Origin of the sequence: Paenibacillus pini JCM 16418 (assembly GCF_000576305.1) — a bacterium.
In the GTDB taxonomy this organism is placed as follows: domain Bacteria; phylum Bacillota; class Bacilli; order Paenibacillales; family Paenibacillaceae; genus Paenibacillus_AQ; species Paenibacillus_AQ pini.
The window spans coordinates 199,536-215,560 of record NZ_BAVZ01000001.1 but is presented as its reverse complement, the minus strand read 5'-3'; the positions used below and the strand labels follow the sequence as shown (position 1 = coordinate 215,560).

Sequence of the window (16,025 nt, the reverse complement as noted above, 5' to 3'; positions counted from 1 at the left end):
GATTCATTGTCCTAACTTCCTTTCAATCAGGGATTGAAGCTGTGTCTGCAATCCTTCCAGAGGAATCTCAGAAACTACAGGAGCTAGGAAGCCATAGATGATAAGGGACTCTGCTATTTCACGTGAAATACCACGTGACATCAAGTAATACACTTGTTCTGGATTAACTTGACCCACAGAAGCCGCGTGACCTGCGGTAACATCATCTTCATCAATTAGAAGAATTGGGTTTGCATCCCCACGTGCTTTCGGACTCAGCATCAGCACTTTTTCCGTTTGCTGACCATCTGATTTCGTAGCACCCTTCTCAATCTTCGTAATACCATTGATGATGGCTGTCGCATGTTCGCGCATAACCGCACGTGTAATCATTTGACTTGAAGTGTTCTTACCATGGTGAACCGCACGAGTCGAATAGTTCAGTTTCTGAGAACCAGAACCGATTGCGATAATCTTGGAATCCGATGTTGACCCGCTACCCTTAAGAATAGAATTCGTGTCACTCATCGTATCTCCACTGTTCATTTCGCCAACGATCCATTCCATAGACGCGTCATTATCTAAAACAGCACGACGATAGCTAAGATCTGTAACATGCTCCCCTAATTGGTGAATGGTTGCATAGCGAACCTTAGCACCTGTTTTAGCGAACACCTCAACTGCACCGTTATGAACAATAGCCTTCGTGCTATCGCCGGATACATAATTGTCAACATAAGTGACAGAACTGTTTGTATCAGCAATAACTAGAATATGCGGTGCAAATGTTGCATCCTCTTCATCCGTAAGCATAACGGCTTGAAGTGGAACTGAAATTTCAACATTCTTAGGAACATAGAGGAATACTCCACCATTCCACAGAGCTGCATGAAGTGCAGTTACAGAACTTTCTTCCGGTGTCGTAACCGTAAACAGATGAGCTTTAACCAGCTCTTCATGTTCTTTAACTGCAGTTTGGAGATCTGTGAAAATAACCCCTTGTGCAGCAAGTTCTGGAGAAAGTTTAGTATAAATTGTACCCGAGTTACGTTGAATCACAAGACTTGCGTCTTCTTTATCTTTGACCAATTCTTGAATGGAAGCTGGTACATCATTCAAAGAAGTTACAGCATCACTTACCTTGTGACTACCGTAGTTTTGAATATCCCAACGTTCGATTCTCATCTTCTCAAGCTTAGGCAAAGCAAGCTCTGCTGCCATTTCCAAAGCATTCAGACGTTTTTCCGTGAGCCAGGCCGGTTCATTACTGCGCTTGGACAGTTCACTCAGACCTTCAGCGTTTACCGGAAGAATGGTTTGTGTTGTCATTTTTAGGTTCTCCTCCTTCCGTTTGTTTACGCTTCTTGTCCTACAGTTTCGTCTTCGATACCAAGTTCTTCTTTAACCCAGTCATAACCTTCTGCTTCAAGACGCTCAGCAAGCTCAGGTCCGCCTGATTTCACAATACGTCCTTGCATCATTACGTGTACAAAGTCTGGCTTAACGTAGTTAAGTAGACGTTGATAGTGGGTAATAATCAAGAAACCACGGTCTTCGCTACGCATAGCGTTTACGCCACTAGCTACAATTTTAAGTGCATCAATATCAAGACCGGAGTCAATTTCATCCAAAATAACTAGGTTTGGCTCGATCAGCATCATTTGCAAAATTTCGTTACGTTTTTTCTCGCCGCCTGAGAATCCTTCATTTAAATAGCGATGAGCAAATTCAGGATTCATGTCAAGTTCCTTCATCTTTGCTTCCATTTGACGGATGAAACGAATCAAGGAGATTTCGCTTCCTTCTTCACGACGAGCATTAATAGCGCTACGCAAGAAGTCAGAGTTCGTTACGCCTGTAATTTCACTTGGGTACTGCATAGCTAGGAAAAGACCTGCGCGAGCACGCTCATCAACAGCCATATCCAGCACGTCTTCGCCGTTTAGCGTTACTACGCCTTCTGTTACTTCATATTTAGGGTGACCCATTAATGCGGAAGCAAGAGTACTTTTACCCGTACCGTTTGGTCCCATGATGGCGTGGATTTCTCCGCCTTTCATTTCAAGGTTAATCCCCTTCAATATTTCCTTACCTTCGATCGATGCTTTAAGTCCTTCAATGGTGAAATTCGTAGCCATATTCGTTATTCCCTCCGTTAATTGTTTTACCTAAATTTGAATGGGGTAGCTCCCCAGATTTCAATCGGCATCATAATAAGTATTAACTTGTAATAAGTCTAAATTGATTCTCATTGATTATCATTAAGTTTATAACAAATATCAGATCATATCAACCTGCCTATTTTTGTATTAGCTATACTTTTGCTTATGGAAAACAGGCTTAGCTGTATTTTCAGCCAAGCCTGTTTTCATTATCTGCTGTGTTTGCCTTGATAAATCTGAAAAACAGAACGTATTTCTAACATCATCCGGTACCGGCGTACTCGCTCGTCACCCAACGGTTATTTTGAAATGCATATGATTTCCAGATTTATCATTCTATTTTTTCCATGGGACTGAAATGTGAACCCTATCGCAAACTCTGCAGCGGGTTTCTTCAACTGGCGAAGACGCTTAGCATAAGGTAAGACACCCGTAGGAAGCGAACCCTGTCTCCCATACGTCATTGTATAAATGCAGTGATATCCAGTTTTCCATATGCCAATTCATGTCTTTGATGGTCTAGCCAACATACACCAGCTATACTGACACCACAAAAGTGCGCTGGAGACCAGCGCACCAGAGGGTGCAGTTTTCTCAACTACTAACACTTTATCTTCTTGGCTCTTAATAATTAACCCAAGTAAGTGCGAAGCATCCACATATGCTTCTCTAGTTCACCTTTAACCGTTGTCAAAAGATCTGAAGTAGGCTGATCTTCTGCTTCTTCTGCCAATTGAATGCCTTCATGCAATCCTTCAGCAACCGTTGCGAAATCTTCTACCAAATTTTGAACCATTTTCAATGCATCCTCACTACCATCTGCTTCTTGAATGGTGGAAAGCTCAAGATATTCTTTCATTGTAGCAGCGGGTTGACCTTTAATGGTCAAGAGACGTTCAGCAATTTCGTCCATTTTAAGAGTAACGAAATTGTATAATTCTTCGAACTTCACATGAAGTGTGAAAAAGTTATTACCTTTTACATACCAGTGATAATTGTGAATTTTGACGTACAGTACATTTAAGTTAGCTACTTCTTGATTTAGTAACTGTTCAAGTGTAGAAGTTGATGTTTTAGATTTGGATGTTGTTTTTGCCATGATAATCCCGTCCTTTTTTTTAATTATTTTAGAATTTTCTCTATACTCAGGTGAGTATAGAGTGTATCCGAAGTTAGAGAGTTTTCTGTGCTAAACTGGCCTATGTAAGTGCCCGTCCGCCTCTGCTTTTTATTACCCATGGCATCCTCAGCCGAAACAAATTTGTTCGATTATCATACAAAAAAAGGTACAACTTGCCTCCCTTATCCGATATACTGTTTTATACCAAGTAAAGAAGTTGGCTTTTCTAATGTAACGTTATCAATTTCGGAGGTGACTTATGCCCATTTATCATCCTTTAAACGTCGATGAGGCCATTGCTTATGCACTGAATATTCCTAATCACTTCCCAGCAGATGCAGAGCTAGAATGTCAGGAAATTGGCGATGGCAATTTAAACTTAGTGTTTCATATTACCGATAAGCACAGCACTAACAGTATCATTGTCAAACAAGCTCTGCCTTATGCAAAAGTTGTAGGCGAATCATGGCCATTATCACTTGATCGTGCACGCATTGAACGCGAAGCTCTTCAACAGCAGCATCGTGTTTGCCCAGGGCTTGTACCCCAAGTGTATGCCTACGATGAAGCTCTCGCCATAACGGCAATGGAAGATCTCAGTGACTATACGATTATGCGTAAAGGCTTAATTGAAGGAGAATCATATCCTTTGTTTGCAGCTCACATTGGTGAGTTTCTGGCAAGAACCTTGTTCTTTACTTCTGATCTCGCAATCGGTCCTATAGAAAAGAAGAATCTCGTCAAAAACTTCATTAATCCTGATCTATGTAAAATTACTGAAGACCTCATCTTTGAGGACCCCTATCGATTATCGGATAATAATAATTATGCAGATGTCATTGCCGATGAAGCCAAAGCACTCCGTGAAGATACAGCTTTGCATCTTGAGGTTGCCTTATTACGTGAAGCTTTCTTAACACGTACAGAAGCACTGCTACATGGTGACCTGCACACAGGAAGCATTTTCGCAACACCAGAATCAACTAAAGTTATTGATCCAGAGTTCGCCTATTTCGGACCGATGGGCTTTGATATTGGTGCAGTTATAGCTAATTTATTGTTAAACCTTGCAGCACAGACTGGATTAAGTTCGAATGAAGAAGTAAGGCAAGAAAGAGAGGATCGTTTACTACAAATGGTTGTCGATGTGTGGAATGAGTTTGAATCTCGTTTCCGTTCCCTCTGGAATGCCAATACACAGGATCACATGGCTAAGACGCTGGATATCAGGATATTTACGTTACCAAAGTCCTTCGCGATACTGTGGGTTTTGCGGGTTGCAAGATGATTCGCCGAATCGTAGGTCTATCGCATGTCGCAGACATAGAGACCATTGCCGATGATCAAGCCCGTGAAGCGGCACAGCGCAAGGCACTAGCTATTGGTAAACAGCTTGTACTCAACCATCGTGGTCTTCAGTCAGGTGCAGATTTCATATCTTTGATTCACATGGCAACCACATTTAAAGGAGTTTCGCTATGAGTTTAGACACTATTAGATCCGATATAAAAGAAAATAATGAGCCCCTCTCATCCGTGAAATGGGAGGACGAGCATCTCATTCTTCTGGATCAGCGACTGCTACCGGAATCCATTGTTTTATTGGATTTATATCATTCAGAAGAAGTTTGGGAATCGATACATTCGATGAAGGTTCGCGGCGCGCCAGCAATAGGCATTGCCGCCGCTTATGGGGTTGTGCTCGGCGCTAGAAAGTATGCAGCTCAAGAACCTAATGAATGGATGAAGCAAGTTGAAGACACTTGTACTTACCTAGCAACATCTCGGCCCACAGCTGTGAATTTATTCTGGGCACTGGATCGAATGAAAGATACAGCTCAGAAACTTGTCAGTGAGGGCGGTACGATAGCAGCTCTAAACGCATCTTTACTAGCTGAGGCTTCTGCAATTCAAGCAGAGGATGAGGAGGTATGCCGTCTCATTGGGGTGAACGCACTCCCTTTATTCCAAGATGGAATGGGTGTGCTGACCCACTGCAACGCTGGTGGGCTGGCTACAGCCAAATACGGTACTGCTACTGCACCAATGTATTTGGCTCACGAGAGCGGCATACACCTGAAAGTGTATGCCGATGAGACGAGACCTGTGCTGCAGGGAGCAAGGCTAACAGCCTTTGAGCTACAGCAGGCAGGTATTGATGTCACCCTGATCTGTGATAACATGGCCGGCATGATCATGGCTAAAGGCTGGATTCAAGCGGTTATTGTCGGTACGGATCGTGTCGCAGCTAACGGCGATGTCGCCAATAAAATTGGAACCTACAGTGTAGCCGTATTAGCTAAAGCTCATGGTATCCCTTTTTATGTGGCATGCCCACTCTCAACGATAGATCTCAATACACCAACGGGAAATGACATCCCGATTGAAGAACGTTCAGGGGATGAAATTACCGAAAGCTTTGGTAAACGTACAGCTCCAGCAGGCATTAAGGTATACAATCCAGCTTTCGATATCACGCCAAATGAATATGTCACTGCAATCATCACTGAAAAAGGGATTGTACGTGCGCCTTTCCCTGAAAATCTAGCATCTTTATTTTAAACAAAATGAAAAAGGACGATATCTATTTCACTCGCGAATAGGTATCGTCCTTTTTGTGCACAAGCTACATTCAAAAATTTCAATAACTTTATCTCGCTTCATTGCGTTAAGTACACAACAAGAGATTACAAGAGGATAAAGACGAAGAAGCACATTCCTAATAATTCTTATTTCGAATGCAATGATGAATACGGAGGAGTATGATGAAACGGATGCCATTTGAACGTCCAACCCAGCATTATGATGAGAGAATTCTCCATATAGATGAGCAGATTTGTGAATTACTTAAACAACGCAAGGAAATCTCGAACAATAATCCAGGTTATCCACCATTCGAGTATATTGAGAAATGGTCCATTTCTTTCGGCCTGTATGAGGATTATTTAAAAGAGGTATTCGGTGCTTTTAGAAGCGAAGAGTTTTATAAACCGGTTATTGAGCCACAAGGATTCAGAAAGCACATTCCTATTCTAAAATCCTTGGAATATGGGGGGTTTTTCTATTCGTTAATCTCTGTTCGGCAATATAGTAATGCAAGCGTAATTACCTTTAATATGGATTGGGACATAACAAGAGACCATTCGACACATTCCAATATCCCCATTTATTTTGAGTTGTATGTAGGAGAAGAATACGACTGTCGAATGGATAGTGGAACAAGTACCTCTGGACACTCATCTCATAATTACGTCATATCTCCACCTTTACCTGATGATATTTCTGGTATGGAATTCATCTTCAGAAAGTTCAAAGAACCCTTTGAAAATAATTTGATTGGCACTGAAATCAATGAAATCATTTTAAGGGCTGACTAACGTATAATACATGTTCACTATTGGTTAAGCGATCTCGTTTCTATATAGTAGATATTGTTTAAATCAAAAGAGAGGATTTATGCTCTAATTTTGAACATAATCCTCTAGTATTTAGTAACGAAAACCAAGATATAGCTAATAGGTCAATAAGCATGTCTTCCATTGATTATTTTCATGAAAACGAAATAAACATAGACAAAGATTTCTTACAACATATGAAGAAGTGCTTCGTGTCCTGCCATACCGGCCCTTATTCCCATTAGCTCTGCTTCGACTGTAACGGATTCAAGGGGTGCATCTAACAATTCTTGAAGCGTACGAACACCTACAGCTCTGCCCGCTATAATTTTACGATCAGCTAGACGCTCATTCAATAGTCCTATATCTAGAGCTCCGCACATAATATAACCTTTTGAGGTATTAATAGTAAGCAACGTTGTTTTAGGCAACTTTACTTCAACGCCTACTAACGTATGCTCCCCGATCTGTATAGGTATCATCGTTACCAATGCCATATACCTCCTTATCGTGAAAATCATTTCTGTCGATAAAGTGTATTCTTGTCTGATGACCTTGGTGTAGGCGATTGCTAATAAATAGTCAAATATATATAGGAATAAAGTTGCTCTTTCCCACGACATTAGGACTATGAATGTATTCGCGTTCATGATATTATTTATTAAGCTTACGAAACATTTTTGCTCGTAATAGGCTGGAGGATCTATGGACAAGAAACAAACACATGAGGACACTGGCTTTTTATTCAATGTCGACATTCTAATCACAAACAGTACTAATGCTTTGGCATTGCAAGCGTTGCTAGAAATGTTAAGCGGACATCATCAAATTGCGGATTTCAAAATTAAATCAGGCATGGAATTGGGACAAATTATAGACGTAATGCTTCAAGAAAAACGTAAGTCCCTGATTTCAAAATCAAGACTTTCCTCTTCTTCCCCAGCAGCCGAGGTTAAGAAAATCAAGGCCAAAGTCGATATACCCTTAAAACCTACATTGCCTCAGGCTAAAAACGATGACAATCGCGCTGATCAAGGAACCGAGCTTAATGAATGGATTCGCGTTTATATTCGCGATAACCGATTAATTCGTCTGACTGCTAACCGCAATGGCCAGCATATTAGTATGCCCTGCCGCATTTTAAACTTTGATGAAGATAAGCAACTTTTAAATGTATATCATGTTGATGAGAAACAAGTTTACACTTTTAGCTTAAATGAAGTCGACGAATTCATTTAAAATGAACAACAAAAAACCCGATTCTCGGCTAATTTTCAGCCTAGAGCGGGTTTTTTTTGTGTAAACTTAAAACAAACTAATATTTACTGTTTTTTTCTTGAATAAGCTTCGATCATAAATAACAGCCATCCTATAATAAAAGCGACGCCACCTATAGGAGTGATTGCACCAAGTATCTTAACTCCTGAAATCGTAAGCGCATAAAGACTTCCTGAGAATAGGATGATGCCCACGAATAGTAGCCACCCTGCGAAGTTCAGTCTGCGTGAATCTCCCCAAGAACCAGCAGCAAAAGCGATCAGAATAAGACCTAATGCATGCATCATCTGATATTGAACACCTGTTTCATATACCTCAACTGCCGATTTACCCACGATAGGCTCAAGCATATGAGCTCCAAATGCTCCAATAGCTACGGAAAGCATGGCCATGAGCGTTCCTAAAATCATAAACTTGCGTTGCAAGGCTTCCATCCCCTTTATGCTTGTTAAACTTGTAACAATCTAAGTTATATCTTAACCTATTTGAGCCTCTTATTTCCACCATCTCACGCTTGTCCTGAAAGAAGCTTGATTTTTAACTCATCTTATGGAAGAGTAAGAACCATACATATTTAAATTTAAAGGAGAGAATTCATTATGGACCCTAATCTGCCTCCCGATGAAACACCTCAACATGTGTCACAAGAGGCGTTTCAAGAGACGGATTTACAGCACCCTTACTCAACGTTTATTCCACCTATCGTACTTAAACATTCTGGCCCAGGTTTAGCATCCTTTGTTATTAGTCTGGTGACTCTTCTTGGCTACATCATCAGCGTTGCTGTTATGGGATCTATTATTGCCCCTTATATCAATGGAGATAACACGTTATCCCCTGACTCAAAATCGGTCTTCGGCATTGGTGTTGTCGTAATCATTATCTTAGCATTCGTCGTCATTAATATTGTAGGCGTTGTGCTTGGTATTGTAGGTACGGTCATGAAGCAGCGGAAACGATTCTTCGCCGTCATTGGGCTAATTCTCAATTCCTTCATTGTATTAGGTATCGGAGGATTTTTTGTATTCGCATTGATATACTCCACAGCATTATAATGGTTGTGGCCCACTAACTATCCATTCTGCTTGTTATTCAATAATAAATGTCTAGGGAGATGTTCATGTCTACTATTAAAATATTTACAGACAGCACCAGTGACTTGCCTCGTTCCCTTATTGATCAATATCAAATCGGGATTGTTCCTTTATACGTGATATTTGGAAAAGAAGAGCTCAAAGATGGTGTAGATATCACAACCGCAGATTTATATCGTAAGGTAGAAGAATTCAAGAATTTGCCTAAAACAGCTGCTCCTTCTCCTTCTGACTTCATGTCTGCCTTTGCACCTGTTATTTCTGAAGGAGATAAGATCCTCTATATCAGTCTGTCGTCTGAGTTATCCGCAACGTATCAAAATGCTCTCATTGCCGCAGCTGAATTTCCAGAAGGTGCAGTAAGCGTATTTGATTCTTTAAATCTATCAAGTGCTATCGGTCTCCTCGTTATGAAAGCCGTGCAAGCTGTTCAGGAGGGTAAGCATATACATGATATCCTAAACATGCTTGAACAGACCCGGCCTGAGGTTGAAACTGAATTTGTAATTGATACACTCGAGTATCTTCACAAGGGTGGACGCTGCTCCGGTATGCAGAATCTCGTAGCTAGCCTGCTCAAAATTCGTCCGGTGATTAAAGTTATTGATGGTAAAATGACACCGGCCTACAAAGTTAGAGGTAAGAAGGAAAAGGCACTTGAGCAACTCCTATTACGTGCTGTTGAGCAAAAAGAACAGATGGATAATGATCTCATATTTGTTGTTCATTCATTTGCAGAGGAAGAAGCTAAATTCCTTCAACAGGCTCTTAAAGAGCAAACTGGAGCTCGTGAAGTCTTGCTATCTACTGCAGGCTGCGTTATTTCCAGCCATTGCGGTCCACAAACCATTGGTCTTATGTATACTAAGAAAATACGTGCGTAACTAGCACTATACAAACCATTAAAAGAAAGACCATTCGCATTGTGAATGGTCTTTCTTTTAATGAGGTCATAATGTGCATTATGCTGCAATCCCTTATTTTTTCTTCTTACCACCATCAATATCACTCGCATTCAATCCTGCCCATACGTTTGGAATATTGACTTGTTCGGGATGTTCAAATACAAGGAATGCTGTAGGTAAATACCGCTCTCCATATTGGGATGAAGGCTTGTTCACGATCTGATTATCCTTCACAAGTACAGTAGAAGAACCCCCATCCAAGTTTGCGGCAATCACTGCGCCATGCTTTAACATAATCTGCTGGACATCGTAGAGATTCGCCCCTGTACTATACGTAGGCTGTCGACCATCGATGACAACGAAAATGATAGCTCCATCTTCCCGTTGTCCCATAGCTGTACGTGGAGCAATGCCCCAGCCTTCTTTAGAATTCTTGATCAAACCTTTTCCGTTTACAATAATTCTTGGTTGGAACGTGACGGCTTCTTGAACCCCCATATCCTTTAATTCATTAAGAGAATAATGCCCCGCGATCATATTACCTGTCTTATCAATACCAACAATTTGCGTAGATCGATTTTTGCCAAGACCATTATAATATAGTTTTCCTTGTGAAATCACGACACCAATGGGTTTAAAACCATTCCCTTTCCAGTTGGGGTCATCAAAACCACCGCCATTCACGCCTGCGATGGCCCCGGTCCTACTAACCATATTAGAAACCGTTTCCCCTTTTCCCTTGGATTTAGGAATACCAAGCCTAATTTTGGTGGGATCGTTAACAATCATTACATATCCACGATAACCTGTACCGGAAATTTCCTCAATTTCAACAAGGGGTTTCTTTTCTTCAGCAACAGATTGAACAGGCCTTTGTATTTTATGGGTATCCTTCTCATTCCCCATTTCCTCAAACCGAGCATTGTATTCAACGACACGCTTATCGAGTTCCGCCTGACCAATAATATATTTCGCCAAATAGCGATGCTGCGTTGTTATGAGCGTATCCGCAACAAGAAACCGAAAATTATTCCCTGATGTGGTCAAAAACAACCACCCCGCTACTAATGCTCCTAGCACTAGCACAGTCCATACAAGTTGTGTAAAAAAACGAATAAACCCTCGTTTACGTTTCTTATGTTTTTTTTTAGAATTCGTCGTTTTAGGATTATTGTTATTTCTTAATGTTGAACGCTTTGGCAATGATGCTTGCTCCATTGTCTTATTTCCCCCATATCTTTCATTTCACAATCCAATAGTATAATAGACGTGAAATTATTGGGTAAAGTTTCTGTAATCTTCCTTATATCGACAACTTATTCAATTTTTTACCACGATCTAAAGTAACGAACGGTCGATCCCGGTAGAATAAATGGCTCAGCACCATCCCCACTCCAAAAGCCCGCAGTGCGGAAAGCAGCGCGTGTACGACCATATGCCGAATATTTTTTGTTCTATGTAAACTCTACTTTTTCTTATAAGACACCCCATTGGGAATCGGAACCTATCTTTGATCACTGAGAAGCCAAAAACCGCCAGCCCTAGGGCTGGCGGTTTTTAAGATATATAATGCTACTAAAGGACAGAATCAGTAAACCTTAAGTTTCATGTCGTTTAAACTTAAAAAAGTATATCCCTGTTTGCGAGCATCATCAATAATTTGTGATAACGCCTGTGCGTTATCCTTAGATACCGAATGTAGCAGAATAACCGCCCCAGGATGAAGCTGGGCCATCACCTGCTGATAAGCGTAAGAAGAGCCCTTTTGACTCTTGGGATCCCAGTCCCTGTAAGCTACCGACCAGAATACACTTGCATACCCGTCAGCTCGTCCCGCAGCAAGCGTACGATCACTGAAGATCCCTCTCGGAGGACGGACAAAATCCATACGTTTCTGATTCGTAAGTTGGCTCACTCCATCTTTCACTTGATCTAGCTCTTCTTTCAAACGTCCGTTTGGTATCTGAGTCATATCTGGATGTGACCACGAATGATTTCCCACTAGATGCCCTTCGTTAACCATACGGATAACGAGCTCAGGTTGATCTTTCAAATAGTGACCTGTTATAAAAAATATAGCCGGCACCTTCTTGGCTTTAAGCAAATCGAGAATGCCTGAAGTATATCCGTTCTCATAACCGTTATCGAAGGTTAGAAAGATTTCCTTTCGTGACGTATCTCCGAGAAAGATGGCTCCATTCTTTTGCAAAATCGGCTTAAAACCTTCCTCATTAATTGATGGAAGCTGTCCGTTCTTACTTTTCTTAAACCCAAAATGATATGGCTTGTCCGTATCTGCTGCTTCAGCCACCTGACTAACGCCGCACATGAGTACGATTGCTGCTAACGCTGCCATAGCAAAATTTTTCATTGGAAAGTCACCCCTATACGCGTATAGATTGTCTGATTAACAAACTACTGGTAATATGCCACCATGCACACAAAGTTATGTGATTTCGCAATCAAAAATCTAGCCATGAAATTTAAAATAAAGAAAAGAACGTATCCAGCTGCTTAGCCAGTTCCGTTCCTTCTTCACTAAAATGATTTGAGAATACGTCAGTACTCTGTTTGCTTAATAAGCTGTCCTATTACCGTATCTATAACCAGCAAGAATGATTTTAATTTAATGGGTTTCGTAATATATTCGCTAAAACCAGCTTCATGGCCCCTCGCTATATCTGATTCCATTGCAAAAGAACTCACAGCGATAACTGGAATGTTACAATTTCTGTGATCACTCTTTAGTATGTTTAGAAATTCATAACCATCCATACCCGGCAGCTGAATATCTGTAAGAATGATATCCGGTTGCTCTTTATAGACCATATCCAATGCTTCTTCAGCAGACACAGCTTCCCATAAAGTAACATAAGGAATCTTTTTGAAAATATGATGCATCAACGTCATGTTCATTGAATTATCTTCAACACATAAAATAGTATAGTGCTCTCTCTCCATTATTCCCTCCAATACAAAAAACCAAAGAAGGAGCAATGTGCTCCATCTTTGGCTCATGTTCGACTCATGGTCACTCCATGTTCGACTCACTACTACCAATCTTACTCAAAAAACGTGTAGGCAATAACGCTTTTATCCTGTTCGAAGTTCCAGTCCACATAAAGATCAGCCACTCGTTTACCAGCAATCATATCGTTAGAAGTCTCTTCCTCTAGATATCTCTTCTCAAGCTTTCTCTTTGTTGTTCTCAAAACTTCATCAAATCCGAGTTGAACCAATTCCTTCTCCAGTAAAATCATAAGACCTTCACGTACAACAATTAATGTCTTGGGATTCATCCACCAAGAATATATAAAATCGGGTTCTCTTTGAACGGTTCCAGTCACTCGTATAATCTGATTATGCAGCTCATCACGTCCAGTATATAATTCCGATGAATGTGTATGACACGGCAATAGACCCACGATAATACCTGAAGCGTTATGTAAACCCCAGTCATAATATAGTTCATTTATATCTAAGGTGATATCCATCTCTTGCTTTAGAAACTCCAGCAATTCTGGAAGCAACGATTGCATCAGTAGTTCTCTAGTGTAACGAAACGTCTTTTCTTCCTTCTTGTTCAATAAAAATTTCTCTACAGGTCCAATAAAATTACGAATATGTATGGAGATACATTGCTGGCCGATACATACATGTACCGATTCAGGACCTTTGCCAAACCGGTCACGTAACAGTCTACTCGTAAAGGCGGCGATCTGATTGGTTTGATCAACCGTGTTCAACATAAAGATCTCTCCTTATAATAATAGTGCAAAGCGATTGTTAAAGCAATGAATATTCCTATGCTCTAACATCGAATTCAAGGTTATGTAATCCTATATACCCACAAAAGAACTGGACGGAATCAATCCGCACCAGTTCTTAAATTTAGCATTATTTCTACTGCTCATCCTTTGTATCTTCTTCCTGATTAAGTTCAGGGCGATTCACCATAGGAGAACTCTGCTGATTCAGTGTTCTTCTTCTCTCTGCAGCCTCTTCCTTCCGACTACGTCTGGAACGCCGTATAAGCCGTACAATAATAAGAATGATTGCGATAGGGATAAGAACAGGCACAGCCCCTGATAGAATAATAACGGTCCATTGAAGTACATCGATAAGTACGGTAAGTGATCCCTGTAAAGCATTGGAGGCTCTTGTAGACAGTGGATCCTCTGGCGTGACTTCATTGGTATTCTTAATGTCTTTCTCTGACTGATATAAACGCAGCTCAACGGTTGAAAAAGATACATTTTGGTCAATATATCGCATTCTTCCTTTGATTTGTTCAATCTCGGTCTGAATCCGCTCTAGCTCATTCGCGAAGGATACAAGATCACTCGTCTTCGTAGACTTTTTCATAAATGCAGTATACTGCTCTTCCATTAGTTGCTTTGCCTTCAGACGAGATTCCAAATCAACATATTCTTCGGAAACGTCTTGGCCTTCCATGCTCCGTTGTATTGTTTTATGCTTAATCTTCTCTATCTTTCCTAGGAAAGAAGAGAAACCGTCAGCTGGAACTTTCATCACGAAGGTTCCACCTTGTTCGTTAGCCGACTGTGTTTCTGTGTAGTTGACAATGTAACCACCCGATAGTTACTAAGTTTCGTACTTCATTCTGAGCCGAAGCGTAATCCCCTATTTGCATCACTACATTTGCTTTATAGATTAACTTTTTGTTAAGACCGGCACTTAATTGGTTAGCGTTGAATCCTGCTCCAATAGCCGTTGTCTGTTCTGCCTTTTGTAAAGCCTTATCTGTCGCTTTGCCCGAATTATTCGTTTTGCTGCCTAATTCTGCCTTTGCCACTTCGCTTGTATCATGCGTACCTTTATCCTTTGAGCTAAGCATTTCAGTCATCATGGGTGCTCCATCACTGTCTGCCGCTTTACTCTCTGTTGAGTTCTCTGTTGAATTTTTTGAAGAACCACACCCACTCATCGCAAGTAGAATAGCTATAGTGATAAACATACAAATCAGACCCTTTGACCCCCGCCTAAGCATACATATTCCCCCTGATAAGAATTTAATTAAGGAATTTTCACATTATCTATTTTGTGATATAAATTCCTTTATTTACTAAACCGACGTTAAAAGTAATTATAATGTTGCAAACAAAAGCGCCTTACCGATATTTATCGGTAGGGCGCTTTGGGTTTAATTTATTAATTATATTACGCTAATAAGTGCTTAACGGAAATCACGTGCGCGACCCGCGCAGCCGCACAATTCCATCTTAGCTAGAACTGCTGAGCGGAGGGCCTGTTTAGCGGGAACCATATATTTACGTGGATCATTCTCATCTGGGTTCTCGGCAAATACTTGCTTAATTGCATCTGAGAAAATAATACGCAGCTCTGTTGCCACATTCATTTTGGCCATACCAAGCGAAACCGCACGTTTCACTTGCTCATCAGGGATACCTGAACCGCCATGAAGCACAAGGGGTACGCTTACTTTACTTGCAATGGTTGCAATACGATCAAAGTCAATGTTCGGCTCACCCTTGTAAATACCATGGGCCGTACCGATAGCAGGCGCAAGCGTATGAACACCAGTACGCTCTACAAATTCTGCACATTCATCTGGGTCTGCAAGCAGAGCATCACGTTCGGAAACGACGATATCATCTTCAACACCACCTACTTTACCAAGCTCAGCCTCAACGTTAATGCCAATCGCATTAGCCGCTTCAACAACTTTTCGAGTAATAGCAACGTTGTCTTCAAAAGGTGAATGTGAAGCATCAATCATGAGAGAAGTGTAGCCTGCGCGAATACAGCTCATAATGACTGAGAAATCGGAGCAATGATCCAGATGGAGGGCAATCGGCACGCTAGAGCGATTGGCAGCGACAGTAGCAGCTGCTGCAATATAATCAGCACCCAAATGTTTAACTGTTCCTACAGTAGACTGAATAATGAGCGGAGATTGGGCTTCTTCGGCCGCTTCCACAACTGCTTGTAACATCTCTAGGGTATGGACGTTAAATGCACCTATCGCGTATTTATTAGCTCTTGCTGTTTGCAATAATGCAGTAGATGAAACGAGTGACATAGCAATTTCTCCTTTATAATGAGATCAAA

Annotated in this window: 18 protein-coding genes and 1 pseudogene; 6 read left to right on the top strand and 13 right to left on the bottom strand. The window is 41.0% G+C overall.

Features of this window, described 5'->3' with window-relative positions; all coding sequences use genetic code 11:
* Window positions 1-3 precede the first annotated feature (3 nt).
* The 3 genes from sufD to JCM16418_RS01025 all read right to left on the bottom strand — a co-directional run bounded on the left by sufD (window position 4) and on the right by JCM16418_RS01025 (window position 3,240).
* The gene (gene sufD / locus JCM16418_RS01035) at window positions 4-1,308 is read right to left on the bottom strand and encodes a Fe-S cluster assembly protein SufD (RefSeq protein WP_036645296.1); all 1,305 of its coding nucleotides are present in this window, start codon (window positions 1,306-1,308) and stop codon (window positions 4-6) included.
* Window positions 1,309-1,334: 26 nt separating this feature from the next.
* A complete protein-coding gene (gene sufC / locus JCM16418_RS01030) occupies window positions 1,335-2,117 on the bottom strand; it encodes a Fe-S cluster assembly ATPase SufC (protein WP_036645293.1) in 783 nt (260 codons plus the stop codon).
* Between the two features lie 655 nt (window positions 2,118-2,772).
* Entirely contained in the window at window positions 2,773-3,240 is a 468-nt protein-coding gene (locus JCM16418_RS01025) for a Dps family protein (RefSeq protein ID WP_036645290.1), read from the bottom strand.
* 280 nt (window positions 3,241-3,520) lie between these two features.
* Between JCM16418_RS01025 and mtnK the strand changes: the two are divergent.
* The 3 genes and pseudogenes from mtnK (at window position 3,521) to JCM16418_RS01010 (ending at window position 6,637) form a co-directional block, all read left to right on the top strand.
* Window positions 3,521-4,743, top strand: a pseudogene (gene mtnK / locus JCM16418_RS01020) (S-methyl-5-thioribose kinase).
* Window positions 4,740-5,822 (top strand): S-methyl-5-thioribose-1-phosphate isomerase, encoded by a 1,083-nt coding sequence (gene mtnA / locus JCM16418_RS01015; RefSeq protein ID WP_052019960.1) that lies wholly within the window; start codon window positions 4,740-4,742, stop codon window positions 5,820-5,822. The pseudogene mtnK and the gene mtnA overlap by 4 nt, the downstream one beginning before the upstream one ends.
* Before the next feature lie 212 nt (window positions 5,823-6,034).
* Window positions 6,035-6,637 (top strand): hypothetical protein, encoded by a 603-nt coding sequence (locus JCM16418_RS01010; RefSeq protein WP_242403672.1) that lies wholly within the window; start codon window positions 6,035-6,037, stop codon window positions 6,635-6,637.
* Between the two features lie 206 nt (window positions 6,638-6,843).
* On the opposite strand, the gene JCM16418_RS01005 is transcribed toward JCM16418_RS01010, so the two are convergent.
* Entirely contained in the window at window positions 6,844-7,152 is a 309-nt protein-coding gene (locus JCM16418_RS01005; RefSeq protein ID WP_373280683.1) for a YunC family protein, read from the bottom strand.
* A gap of 208 nt (window positions 7,153-7,360) precedes the next feature.
* Between JCM16418_RS01005 and JCM16418_RS01000 the strand changes: the two genes are divergently transcribed.
* Window positions 7,361-7,894, top strand: a complete 534-nt coding sequence (locus tag JCM16418_RS01000) for a hypothetical protein (protein ID WP_036645284.1) — start codon at window positions 7,361-7,363, stop codon at window positions 7,892-7,894.
* Window positions 7,895-7,977: 83 nt separating this feature from the next.
* On the opposite strand, the gene JCM16418_RS00995 is transcribed toward JCM16418_RS01000, so the two are convergent.
* Complete coding sequence (locus tag JCM16418_RS00995; RefSeq protein ID WP_081765280.1) at window positions 7,978-8,358, bottom strand: DUF423 domain-containing protein; 381 nt, start codon at window positions 8,356-8,358, stop codon at window positions 7,978-7,980.
* Between the two features lie 174 nt (window positions 8,359-8,532).
* Here JCM16418_RS00995 and JCM16418_RS00990 point away from each other — a divergent pair, with 174 nt between their 5' ends.
* Together JCM16418_RS00990 and JCM16418_RS00985 are read left to right on the top strand one after the other, a co-directional pair.
* A complete protein-coding gene (locus JCM16418_RS00990) occupies window positions 8,533-8,988 on the top strand; it encodes a hypothetical protein (RefSeq protein WP_052019959.1) in 456 nt (151 codons plus the stop codon).
* 65 nt (window positions 8,989-9,053) lie between these two features.
* Entirely contained in the window at window positions 9,054-9,911 is an 858-nt protein-coding gene (locus tag JCM16418_RS00985) for a DegV family protein (protein ID WP_036645278.1), read from the top strand.
* 93 nt (window positions 9,912-10,004) lie between these two features.
* Here the strand turns inward: JCM16418_RS00985 and JCM16418_RS00980 are convergent, their stop codons facing one another.
* The 8 genes from JCM16418_RS00980 to fba all read right to left on the bottom strand — a co-directional run bounded on the left by JCM16418_RS00980 (window position 10,005) and on the right by fba (window position 15,996).
* Window positions 10,005-11,150 (bottom strand): phosphodiester glycosidase family protein, encoded by a 1,146-nt coding sequence (locus JCM16418_RS00980; RefSeq protein WP_036645276.1) that lies wholly within the window; start codon window positions 11,148-11,150, stop codon window positions 10,005-10,007.
* A gap of 85 nt (window positions 11,151-11,235) precedes the next feature.
* The gene (locus JCM16418_RS26195; RefSeq protein ID WP_256203020.1) at window positions 11,236-11,367 is read right to left on the bottom strand and encodes a hypothetical protein; all 132 of its coding nucleotides are present in this window, start codon (window positions 11,365-11,367) and stop codon (window positions 11,236-11,238) included.
* Between the two features lie 153 nt (window positions 11,368-11,520).
* Complete coding sequence (gene pdaA / locus JCM16418_RS00975) at window positions 11,521-12,261, bottom strand: delta-lactam-biosynthetic de-N-acetylase (protein WP_242403696.1); 741 nt, start codon at window positions 12,259-12,261, stop codon at window positions 11,521-11,523.
* A 230-nt stretch (window positions 12,262-12,491) separates the two neighbouring features.
* The gene (locus tag JCM16418_RS00970; RefSeq protein ID WP_036645270.1) at window positions 12,492-12,893 is read right to left on the bottom strand and encodes a response regulator; all 402 of its coding nucleotides are present in this window, start codon (window positions 12,891-12,893) and stop codon (window positions 12,492-12,494) included.
* A 101-nt stretch (window positions 12,894-12,994) separates the two neighbouring features.
* Complete coding sequence (locus tag JCM16418_RS00965) at window positions 12,995-13,681, bottom strand: Na-translocating system protein MpsC family protein (protein ID WP_036645268.1); 687 nt, start codon at window positions 13,679-13,681, stop codon at window positions 12,995-12,997.
* A 154-nt stretch (window positions 13,682-13,835) separates the two neighbouring features.
* Window positions 13,836-14,468, bottom strand: coding sequence for a DUF4349 domain-containing protein (locus JCM16418_RS23435; protein ID WP_242403671.1), 633 nt, complete (start codon window positions 14,466-14,468; stop codon window positions 13,836-13,838).
* Window positions 14,469-14,487: 19 nt separating this feature from the next.
* Window positions 14,488-14,943 (bottom strand): hypothetical protein, encoded by a 456-nt coding sequence (locus tag JCM16418_RS23430; RefSeq protein ID WP_052019957.1) that lies wholly within the window; start codon window positions 14,941-14,943, stop codon window positions 14,488-14,490.
* 186 nt (window positions 14,944-15,129) lie between these two features.
* Complete coding sequence (gene fba / locus JCM16418_RS00955; RefSeq protein ID WP_036645266.1) at window positions 15,130-15,996, bottom strand: class II fructose-1,6-bisphosphate aldolase; 867 nt, start codon at window positions 15,994-15,996, stop codon at window positions 15,130-15,132.
* Window positions 15,997-16,025: the final 29 nt, after the last annotated feature.

What these genes read in the sequence shown, in the direction of transcription:
- sufD (WP_036645296.1), bottom strand. Translation starts at nt 1,308, where the DNA reads ATGACAACACAAACCATTCTTCCGGTAAACGCTGAAGGTCTGAGTGAA.
- sufC (WP_036645293.1), bottom strand. Translation starts at nt 2,117, where the DNA reads ATGGCTACGAATTTCACCATTGAAGGACTTAAAGCATCGATCGAAGGT.
- JCM16418_RS01025 (WP_036645290.1), bottom strand. Translation starts at nt 3,240, where the DNA reads ATGGCAAAAACAACATCCAAATCTAAAACATCAACTTCTACACTTGAA.
- mtnA (WP_052019960.1), top strand. Translation starts at nt 4,740, where the DNA reads ATGAGTTTAGACACTATTAGATCCGATATAAAAGAAAATAATGAGCCC.
- JCM16418_RS01010 (WP_242403672.1), top strand. Translation starts at nt 6,035, where the DNA reads ATGCCATTTGAACGTCCAACCCAGCATTATGATGAGAGAATTCTCCAT.
- JCM16418_RS01005 (WP_373280683.1), bottom strand. Translation starts at nt 7,152, where the DNA reads ATGGCATTGGTAACGATGATACCTATACAGATCGGGGAGCATACGTTA.
- JCM16418_RS01000 (WP_036645284.1), top strand. Translation starts at nt 7,361, where the DNA reads ATGGACAAGAAACAAACACATGAGGACACTGGCTTTTTATTCAATGTC.
- JCM16418_RS00990 (WP_052019959.1), top strand. Translation starts at nt 8,533, where the DNA reads ATGGACCCTAATCTGCCTCCCGATGAAACACCTCAACATGTGTCACAA.
- JCM16418_RS00985 (WP_036645278.1), top strand. Translation starts at nt 9,054, where the DNA reads ATGTCTACTATTAAAATATTTACAGACAGCACCAGTGACTTGCCTCGT.
- JCM16418_RS00980 (WP_036645276.1), bottom strand. Translation starts at nt 11,150, where the DNA reads ATGGAGCAAGCATCATTGCCAAAGCGTTCAACATTAAGAAATAACAAT.
- JCM16418_RS26195 (WP_256203020.1), bottom strand. Translation starts at nt 11,367, where the DNA reads ATGGTCGTACACGCGCTGCTTTCCGCACTGCGGGCTTTTGGAGTGGGG.
- pdaA (WP_242403696.1), bottom strand. Translation starts at nt 12,261, where the DNA reads ATGTGCGGCGTTAGTCAGGTGGCTGAAGCAGCAGATACGGACAAGCCA.
- JCM16418_RS00970 (WP_036645270.1), bottom strand. Translation starts at nt 12,893, where the DNA reads ATGGAGAGAGAGCACTATACTATTTTATGTGTTGAAGATAATTCAATG.
- JCM16418_RS00965 (WP_036645268.1), bottom strand. Translation starts at nt 13,681, where the DNA reads ATGTTGAACACGGTTGATCAAACCAATCAGATCGCCGCCTTTACGAGT.
- JCM16418_RS23430 (WP_052019957.1), bottom strand. Translation starts at nt 14,943, where the DNA reads ATGCTTAGGCGGGGGTCAAAGGGTCTGATTTGTATGTTTATCACTATA.
- fba (WP_036645266.1), bottom strand. Translation starts at nt 15,996, where the DNA reads ATGTCACTCGTTTCATCTACTGCATTATTGCAAACAGCAAGAGCTAAT.